Here is a 7,120-nt window from a genome sequence, read left to right as displayed (position 1 = left end):
GGTACCAGGCGCGCATCGTCGAGGGCAAGGCCCCCGGGCGCTGGACCTGCAAGCGCGACCTTTACGATTGGTGGCGTGGGGAGGTCGAGACGAAGGCCACCGACCACCACCGCTACTGGTGCCTCAACGTCCTGGCCGCCTACGCCAAGAAGTGCGGCATCCCGTACGAGGAGCTGGAGGCCGACGCGCTCGCGCTCGTGCCGACACTTGAGGGCCTGACGGAGCGCGAGGACAACCACTTCACCGAGGATGACGCACTCTCCGCGATTGGGGCGTACTACGACCCCATCATCCACAAGTTAACCCGCGAGCGCATCGAGCGCCGCACGGCCATCGGGCTGCCGAAAAACAAGAGGAACGGGCGATCTCAGGCGAAGCACCTTGAGGGCGCACGGGCTATTCGCGATATTAACAACGACAACTGGCGTGAAGGAAACGGGCGAAAACCGAAGGCCGACCTTGTCCGCGAGTACGCCGCGGAGCATCCCGACGCCAACCACAGCGAGATCGCCCGCGCCCTCGGCATTTCCCGCCCGACCGTCATCAAATGGCTGAAGGATGTGCCGAAGGACGCTACCGAGCCGGAAAAACCGAAGCCGGACGATCTGTACGAGCTGTACAACCCCGCGATGGTCGAGCTCAGGGCAGCGCTCGACCAGTACTCGTCGAGCGCCAGCGACCGCGGGTACCTGAGCCCGCCGCAGTCCGCCATGACCAGGCTAGAGCTCGCGCAGAAGGCCATCGGCTGGGATACCGGTGTCGAGGAGTACTGGAAACGCGCCGACGCGGAGAACGGGAAACGGGAAAAACGGGAACGGGAAACGGTAAAATCATCGGGAACCGCCGTGAAACTTCCCGATGTTTCCCGGGAAACATTCCCGATTGACGATAGGTTGAACAATGGGCATAACGAAGCGTGAAATAGCGTCTGAACTGGGTGTTTCAAAGCGCACAGTCGCGAACTACATCGAGAAGCTGGGACTGGGAAACCATGTTTCACGAAACGGGAACACCGATTTTCTCGATGACTTTGCCGCCGCGGCCATCGCCGACGCCCTGAAGAACCCCGGCAAACCGTCCCGCCAGCCAGCCGACGCGCCCGCTGCACCCGCCCCGGACTCCCTGGTTGACTCCCTGGCCGCCCAACTGGAAATCGAACGGTCCCGCAACGCCGAGCTGATGGAGGCGCTTGCGGCCGAGCGCGACCGCGCCGCCCGCGCCGAGGCCGAGGCCAAGGCGCAACTCGCCGAGGCGAACGCCAGGGTCGCGGAGCTCGCCGGAAAGCTCGCATCGCTCGCCGAGCGCCAACAGGCGATCGCGGCCACGCCGTGGTGGCGCCGCGGCCGCATGGCCATGAAGCTGCTCGGGCCGGGGAGACAAGAATAGCGGGGCCCGCGAGTTTCTTAACGACTCGCGGGCCCTTTTCGCTCGGTCACTCCTCGCCTGCCGGCCAGTAGACCTCGCCGTCGACGTCGACGCGGTAGATTCCCAGGGTCGACGCCGCGATGTTGAAGAAGTCGAATGGATCCGCCGCGCGGTAGCCCTGCGCCGCCAGCTCCTCGGGCATCGCCGCCAGGGCGCGGACGAACTGGCGCGAGTCTGAGGTCGTACGCGCCGCGGCCTCAGACGCCGCGGCGTACCCGCGCTCATCGCCGCAGGCGGCGGCGCGGCTGTCGAGTGCGTCGCCGGGATCGTCCTCAAGTGCCGACCACAGTTCGACTTTCAGGCCGTCAGGGGAGACGCCCAAGTATTCCATGGTGATCGCTGCGCTGCCGTCGGCCCTGGTGTAATAGCTCTCGATCCTGCCGCGGCGAACGAACCCGGCGAACCTTCCTCCGTCTGAGTAGGTTACGGGGCGCCCCGCCGTGTCACGCTCGGGCGCGTAATAGAGTTTCACGTTCACTGTTGCTGGCCCCCGCCCTGCCTGCTGCCGCAGGCCGCGGCGATGTCCTCGCCTCGGGTCGATGTGCTGCCGTCGTTGTACCGCAGGCGCTGGTTCAGGACCTCGGACAGGATGGCGCGGCTGTCCTCGGTGTCGAACGTGAGGCCCGTGGCCTGTTCAAAGATGGCACCAACCTCGACCAGGCGGTGCGTCCTCGCCTTGCGCTCGGCCGCCGCCTGCCTCTGCTCGAGCTTCCTGATCTCCTTCTTGATCGCCGCAGCCTCGGCGGCCTTCTTCTCCGCAGCCGCCCTCTTCTTCGCGATCTGCTCGCTGATGGATGTCGTCATGCCCGTTCTCCTTGCTTGTCGTGGGGTGTCATTCACTTGCAAGTTTACCCCAATGCGCCGTACAATTTCACTAGTGGGACTCGTCACTACCAGAGGTAGTGCGCACTTCGCAGTACTTTTGCCGCGGCAAAAGTCCAGCGTGGCGTGCGGTCCTGCGGACGGCTCTCCGCCCACTCCATCGCGCCCGTTCGCCTTGGGCGGCTCACGTCCACGGTGGAGGGGCTGCGCGGTCGCGTCCCGCTCCCTTGCGCTCCGCGCTGCCAGCGCCATTCGCCGACCGCGGCTCATGGCACCAGCACCGCTGCGCAGGGCGCGACTGCGCCCTTTGCCAAGAAAGGAACTCGACCGATGGCTATCTATCACCTGAACGTGCGCGGCTGCTCCCCTGCCACCGGGGCGGGGGCCGTCAAGAAGGCTGCCTACCAGTCAGGCCAGACACTCATAGAGGAGCGCACGGGCGAGGTCTGCGACTACGCCAGAAAGGAACGCGTCCTGGACGAGGGCCTTGCCCTTCCCGCCGGCGTCCCGCCCGTGGGCCGCGGCGAGCTCTGGAACGAGGCCGAGCGCGTCTGGGTCGAGGGCGGCGGCGGCAAGACGCTCGTCGCGAAACGCTACGAATTCGCGCTGCCGATCGAGCTCGACGAGGACGGGCGCCGCGCCTGCGTGCGGGACTTCTGCGCCCTGTTCCCCGCGAAGGCCTGCGACTGGGCGATCCACGACAGCGCCCATGGCGGCAACCCACACGCGCATATATTGGTGTCCGCGCTCGACCTTGAAGCAGACGGTTTCGTGCAGAAAACCAAGGACGAGACGGGCCAGTGCTTCTATCTCTGCGAGAACGAACACGGGGACCGTATGCCCATCCGCGCGACGGAGTGGAAGTCGGCCAAGGCCGCGGGGTGGCAAAAGTTGTACAACTTCGAGGACGGCCAGCGCAGGACCATGAAGCAGGCCAAGGCCGAGGGGCTTGGCACCAAGGATAGGACCAGCAAGAGGCCAGTGCAGATGCACCGCAGGGAGGGGCAGAGCGCCTACGCCGTGGGCCGCGAGGAGATGGACGAGGTGCGCGAGGCCTGGGCGAAAATCGCCAACAGGCATCTGGCAGCCGCGGCCGCGGCGGTGGGCGTTGTGCCACAGGTCATCGACCATCGCAGTAATAAGGAAAGAGGTCTGGCCGAGGAACCGACGATTCACGAGGGTGGCGTCGGCCTGATCGGGCATGCCGACCGTGTGAAGCAGAACGATGAAATCAGGGCCCGTAACGAGCGCCTGCGCGTTCTCCGCGCCGAATTGCGCCAGGAGGGTGCCGAGCTTGAGCGGCTGCGCGACGAGGTCGCGACGCTCGAGCGCCAGCGCAACACCGCCGAGCAGGCGTGGCGCGTGCGTCCCAAGAAGGGCGAACGCAAGCGCAAGGCCGCGCTCGCGAAGCGCCGCCGCGTGGCCATGGCCACCGCTGCGGCCGCGGTTGAGGCCCAGCAGCGCGTCACTGCCGCGACTGCCGACCAGACCGACACCAAGGCCGAGATGCTGGGCCAGCTCGACGAGCAGATCGCGGCACTCGACGAGCAGATACGCGAGCTGCAGCGCGGCGGCGCGCCCGCGGCGCTGGGCGCGAGCCTGCGCAAGGCCGCCGAGCTCGCGGTCGAGCGCAAGCGCCTCGCCGACGAGCGCGACAGGCTCGCGGGCGGTATGGCACAGGCGGAGAGCCCCGAGCTCGAGCCGGAGGACGGCCACCGGCGCGGCCCCAGACGCTAGCCGACCGGCTCCCGGTCCTCGTCCTCCCTGCGCACGCCGACCGGCACGATGTCGCGGTAGATCAGCCGGTGCCTGCCGTCGCGCCACTCGTCGTCGTGGTAGTGTCCGAAGAACCACGTCTTGAAGTCGAGCCGCCGGTCGATCTCGCCGAGGAAGTTCTGCAGCGGGTCGTCCTCGAAAGGACGGTTGCACTCCCAGCAGAGGTCGCCCGCCAGGTCGGCCGGGGCCTCGTGCGTCACCACGTAGTCGACCTTCCAGCCGGCGGCATCGAGGTTGCGCCGGCAGCGTTCCATCTCGGTCTCGCTCGGCATCTCCTCCGGCCACCAGGACTTCCCCTCCTTGCGCCATTCCCTGTCATGGCTCGCGGCACCTCCCATGGCGAGGACGGTCGTCCCGGCGATATCGAAGACCTCGCCGCGCATCAGGTGCAGCACATGCGGGCGTGCGACGTGGACGCGCCCGCCGTTCCACTCGGTTTCGGGGAGTTCCGCCAGCATCCGGTGATTCTCGTGATTGCCGTCGACGAAGCATGTCGTCCACGGCTTGGACTCGAACCAGTCGAGCCAGTAGCGGTCGGTGTTCGAGCCGTCCCACACGAATCCGAAGTCGCCGGCGACCACCACCACGTCGTCGCGCGAGAGCGTCCTGCCGTCCGGCCAGCTCTTGGAGGAGAAGCGGCTGGAGCCGTATTCGGCCCCTCCGTGCACGTCGCCCGTTACGAAGATCGCCATCAGTTCGCCCTCTCCCGCTTGTACGCGGCCAGCTCTCGCTCGACCTGTCTGTCGCCGGTCTGGTTGACCCACCACGGCCACTTGACGCGCCCGCACGGCTCGCCGACGCCGGAGAACCATGCCCGCAGCTCGTCGAGGCTCACCGGTGCGCAGGCGTTGGCGTCCACGCCCACGTCGTAGCGGAGAAGCCCCTGCTTCCGGTTGAACTCGTTGTACGCGCCGCCACTGCTGTGGATGTGCCCGTGCAGGTGCCAGCTGCCGTGCGACATGCTCTGCCAGTCGGCCATGGGGAAATGGCTCATGACGATCTTCTGCCCGTCGATCTTGAGCACGCAGATAGGCGGCTCGGTGATAAAGGCCCTGGAGACCGCGGGCTGCGTCCAATCTTTGTCGTGGTTGCCGGGCACCAGGTGAACCTTTTTGCATGTGATCTTCTTCCGCAGCCCGTAGGCGTCCTGCGCGGTCATCTTGAACGAGAAGTCGCCCAGGATGTAGAGCTCGTCGTTCATGCCGACGCGCGCGTTGATGTTGGCGACGATCACCGAATTCATCTGTTGGATCGTTTCCCACGGCCGGTCGGTGAACTTGAGCACGTTTTCGTGCCCGAAGTGGGTATCGCTGGTAAACCAAATCATTCTCTTGTCTCCTTTGTCGCTAAAAAACGCTCTCCTTCGACGGGGAAAGGAGACGTATTTTGAGCGACATGAGGCCATCTGCGCTCATGTGCTGAATCCAATCGTTCGGTGGTTTAGGTTCTGTACCCATTCCATGGCGGCGGGAACGGGTATAATCGAAATCGAAAGAAGCGGACCCCGCGCAGGTGGCTAACCAGATACGCGGGCGATGCGGATTTTCAGTTGCAAAGGCCGGGCTGCACTCCCGGCCTTATTTTTTACGCCGATGCTGGCGCTGCTCCCTTCCGTCGCGCACAGTCCGCGCGCGCCTCCGAATCCTGAACTGGATCTCGTACGAATCGAGAAACGTGACGATGAACGTGCCCACCGCCGCCAGGGCGGCGAGGGCTTCAAAGACCTTTGACATAAGCGACACCTCCAAAGGAAAGCATCGCCCGCGCGCGGGAATCCGCCGCTGCGATTCTACCGCACGGGCCACCGCTGGAGACGTTCGCCGCCCTCAGATCGGGTTGCCGCAGGGGTGTACAATAACTTCATTGATAATATACGTCCTGTAAAGGCGGGGCCTTAGCCCTCGGGGGCGGCCCTGATCTCGGGTTCCACGGACCCGATTTTTTTCGCCGAAGGGGTGTAAAATAAATATATTGATAATATACGTCCTGTAAAGGCGGGGCCTTAGCCCTCGGGGGCGGCTGGTATGGAGGGTGGTGTTCAGTGGCAGATCGCAAGAAGAAACCCGAGCATGATGATGCCTGGTGGGCAGCCCAGCGTCATGCCTACATAGAGAAGAACGACATCCTTCTGTCCGACTATCCGTCCTGGGAATGGGTCAGCCCGTACGACTTCTGGCGGACCATCTTCCCAGAGGGTTTCCTGCAGCCCCGCGGCGAGGAGGTTCCGTGGCACGAGAGGGGCGGTGGCCATCCCAACGGCATCGCCATCCAGATCACCAGCAAGACTAAGACGGTCAAGACCAAGACGGGCCGCAAACACGACGTCCCCGTGGTCGAACGGTTCACGCTGACCGATGACCTCGACGGCGTCATGGAGCGCGTCATCGACTCGAACAGGAAGAACGAGTCCGTCTTCTGCGCGCCCGTGTCGTTCTTCGGCAAGAGCCGCGTCGCCGCGAACGCGCGGTTCCTACACGCGTTCGCGATCGACCTCGACGGCGTCGGCGTGCAGGAACTGAAGAACATGCTGAAGCAGTTTCGCAACGGCCGTGACCCGGCGTTTGCGGCAGATAAGTGGGTGTCCCTCCCCCAGCCGACCTTCCTCGTGAACTCGGGTACGGGTTTCCACCTCTACTACGTGCTTGACCAGCCGATCCCGCTGGTGCCGCGTGTCGTGCCATTTCTGCAGGAGTTCAAGGCGATGCTCACGGACTACATCTGGCGCGACACCGTCTCGACGCTCGAGGAAGTCCAGCACCAGGGCATCTACCAGCCCTTCAGGATGCCCGGTACGCCGACGAAGCTGAACGGCAAGACCGAGAGGTCGAAAATCAAGGACAAGTACGAGGCCGTGGCGTTCGTGCACAACGGCGAGGACGGGAAACCTTGGCTCTGCAGCATGGATTACCTGCTCGGATACGCCGGCGTCCGCGGCGGCAAGGACCGCGCCGAATTCATAGAGCTCATGTGCACCGCCGGGCGGACCCCCATCGAGCGCGCCAAGAAGCTCTGGCCGGAGTGGTACCAGGCGCGCATCGTCGAGGGCAAGGCCCCCGGGCGCTGGACCTGCAAGCGCGACCTTTACGATTGGTGGCGT

At 65.0% G+C, this 7,120-nt stretch carries 8 protein-coding genes and 1 pseudogene; 4 read left to right on the top strand and 5 right to left on the bottom strand.

Translation table 11 applies throughout. The annotated features are described in order from the left end of the window. The coding region (locus AB5026_RS18435) for a helix-turn-helix domain-containing protein (RefSeq protein WP_368214117.1) at positions 1-920 on the top strand (920 nt) is incomplete at its 5' end. Then, a complete protein-coding gene (locus tag AB5026_RS18430; protein WP_271749011.1) occupies positions 901-1,386 on the top strand; it encodes an HTH domain-containing protein in 486 nt (161 codons plus the stop codon). The genes AB5026_RS18435 and AB5026_RS18430, both read left to right, overlap by 20 nt. Positions 1,387-1,432: 46 nt before the next feature. Here AB5026_RS18430 and AB5026_RS18425 read toward each other — a convergent pair whose 3' ends face one another. Continuing rightward, a complete protein-coding gene (locus AB5026_RS18425) occupies positions 1,433-1,903 on the bottom strand; it encodes a hypothetical protein (protein ID WP_271749012.1) in 471 nt (156 codons plus the stop codon). Next, positions 1,900-2,229, bottom strand: a complete 330-nt coding sequence (locus AB5026_RS18420; RefSeq protein ID WP_368112890.1) for a hypothetical protein — start codon at positions 2,227-2,229, stop codon at positions 1,900-1,902. Before AB5026_RS18420 ends, AB5026_RS18425 begins: the two co-directional genes overlap by 4 nt. 348 nt (positions 2,230-2,577) lie before the next feature. Here AB5026_RS18420 and AB5026_RS18415 point away from each other — a divergent pair, with 348 nt between their 5' ends. Then, entirely contained in the window at positions 2,578-3,984 is a 1,407-nt protein-coding gene (locus tag AB5026_RS18415; protein WP_368112891.1) for a MobA/MobL family protein, read from the top strand. Here AB5026_RS18415 and AB5026_RS18410 read toward each other — a convergent pair. From AB5026_RS18410 to AB5026_RS18400, 3 genes are all read right to left on the bottom strand, one after another. Continuing rightward, the gene (locus AB5026_RS18410) at positions 3,981-4,715 is read right to left on the bottom strand and encodes a metallophosphoesterase (RefSeq protein ID WP_333691246.1); all 735 of its coding nucleotides are present in this window, start codon (positions 4,713-4,715) and stop codon (positions 3,981-3,983) included. The two genes, AB5026_RS18415 and AB5026_RS18410, sit on opposite strands and share 4 nt — an antisense overlap. Further along, positions 4,715-5,350 (bottom strand): metallophosphoesterase, encoded by a 636-nt coding sequence (locus AB5026_RS18405; protein ID WP_333691245.1) that lies wholly within the window; start codon positions 5,348-5,350, stop codon positions 4,715-4,717. The genes AB5026_RS18410 and AB5026_RS18405 overlap by 1 nt, the downstream gene beginning before the upstream one ends. Before the next feature lie 250 nt (positions 5,351-5,600). Continuing rightward, on the bottom strand, positions 5,601-5,756 hold the full coding sequence (locus AB5026_RS18400; protein WP_368154469.1) for a hypothetical protein: 156 nt from the start codon (positions 5,754-5,756) through the stop codon (positions 5,601-5,603). A 308-nt stretch (positions 5,757-6,064) separates the two neighbouring features. Between AB5026_RS18400 and AB5026_RS18395 the strand changes: the two are divergent. Then, positions 6,065-7,120, top strand: a pseudogene (locus AB5026_RS18395) (hypothetical protein); the annotation flags it as partial.

Source organism: Blautia sp. RTP21359st1_E11_RTP21359_211015 (assembly GCF_040910705.1).
In the GTDB taxonomy this organism is placed as follows: Bacteria; Bacillota; Clostridia; order Lachnospirales; family Lachnospiraceae; genus Blautia_A; species Blautia_A fusiformis.
Note: the sequence above shows the minus strand (reverse complement) of the source record. Positions and strands in the feature narration are given on the sequence as shown.